The organism is Baaleninema sp. (assembly GCF_049974805.1).
Classification (GTDB): domain Bacteria; phylum Cyanobacteriota; class Cyanobacteriia; order Cyanobacteriales; family Geitlerinemataceae; genus Baaleninema.
Window position 1 is genome coordinate 1 of record NZ_JBNGCO010000239.1, and the last position, 1,276, is coordinate 1,276.

Annotated in this window: 4 protein-coding genes; 3 read left to right on the forward strand and 1 reads right to left on the reverse strand. The window is 43.5% G+C overall.

Annotated elements, in window-relative coordinates:
- Positions 1–145 precede the first annotated feature (145 nt).
- The 3 genes from ACP5D4_RS21600 (at position 146) to ACP5D4_RS21610 (ending at position 1,047) form a co-directional block, all read left to right on the forward strand.
- The gene (locus tag ACP5D4_RS21600; protein WP_428013665.1) at positions 146–343 is read left to right on the forward strand and encodes a hypothetical protein; all 198 of its coding nucleotides are present in this window, start codon (positions 146–148) and stop codon (positions 341–343) included.
- Between the two features lie 157 nt (positions 344–500).
- Positions 501–713, forward strand: a complete 213-nt coding sequence (locus ACP5D4_RS21605; RefSeq protein ID WP_428013666.1) for a toxin-antitoxin system, antitoxin component, Xre family protein — start codon at positions 501–503, stop codon at positions 711–713.
- Complete coding sequence (locus tag ACP5D4_RS21610; RefSeq protein WP_428013667.1) at positions 691–1,047, forward strand: type II toxin-antitoxin system PemK/MazF family toxin; 357 nt, start codon at positions 691–693, stop codon at positions 1,045–1,047. Before ACP5D4_RS21605 ends, ACP5D4_RS21610 begins: the two co-directional genes overlap by 23 nt.
- A 22-nt stretch (positions 1,048–1,069) precedes the next feature.
- Here the strand turns inward: ACP5D4_RS21610 and ACP5D4_RS21615 are convergent.
- Positions 1,070–1,276: hypothetical protein (locus ACP5D4_RS21615; RefSeq protein WP_428013668.1), on the reverse strand; the 207-nt coding region annotated here is incomplete at its 5' end.

Genomic DNA, 1,276 nt, shown 5'->3' on the forward strand with positions numbered 1-1,276 from the left:
GGGGGCGATCGCGTGAGGTTCGCCGTTGCAGTGGTATGCGACTCAGTGAGGCAGCGTGGGTTAAAAATAAAGATATGGGTCGCGCAGTCATCCCGCCAGCAAGTGTTTTGCAGTAAGTCAGAACGATTCGAGAGAGATTGAGATAATGGTTAAAACAGTTTGGGCAACGGTTCGAGATGGCAAACTCGAACTTCTAGAATCTATAGAACTCGAAGAAGGAAGCCAGGTGCTTGTTACCGTACTTTCCAGTGACGAGAAAGGGTTTTGGCAACAGGCTAGTCAGACTTCTTTAAATAAAATTTGGGACAATTCAGAGGAAGATGTCTACCACGAACTACTCTAATTCAATATTGTATTGCTATTTTTATAAGAATTTAAAGCTAGTCACTGTCCGATATCAACGAAATTTAAGACAGGGTTTAGCCTCGATCGATATTAAAATTTGCAATATTGTTTTTTTACGTGTAAAATAAAATGTAGTATCGTGTTTTTCTTTTGCAGTGTTTAACGAAATCAGCGCTCGAGAACGACAACTGCTCGAAAAAGTCCGACAACTTTCAGAACGCCAACAACTCCAAGTTCAAGATTTTATCGATCGATTGCTGGAAACAGAACTCGATCGCGAACTAACTAACGCAGCCATGAAATCCTCGGAAGCCGCATTTGCAGAAGTTTGGGACAACGAAGACGATGCCATCTACGACAACTTATAAATTTGGCGATATCGTTCTCGTTCAGTTTCCTTTCACCGATCTGAGTACCACAAAAAAACGTCCGTCTATCGTGGTCAGTTCGCAGGCTTACAATCGAAATCGTTCGGATATTGTCGTGATGGCCGTAAGTTCTAGAGTCAGGATTCCCGCTAGGTTTGGAGAAGTCATTATTCAAGATTGGCAACGTTCTGGCTTACTTAAACCTTCAGCGATTAAACCTGTTTTTAGTACTTTGAATCTCCAAGTGGTACTGAAGTATATTGGAAGCTTGCAAGCGAGCGATCGCGAATCCATTTTAAGAGTATTGCCCCAAATATTGGGTGATTCAAATTAGAAAAGCCAGATCTCTGGAATCTTCAAGATTCCGGAAATCTTGTCGATCGCGGTAAGTACAGACTCAGCTCGATCGCACCGCATTTTCCCCAGACAATCCCCCTTAGCTGTAGACGCACTCGGAAATCCGAACCGAAGCCGATCGCTCGCTCCTCAACCGTCAATGTCAAAATAAACAAAGAGATAGGAATCGCGGCGAGAAGCCGAAATTGCCCATGAACACGGTCACC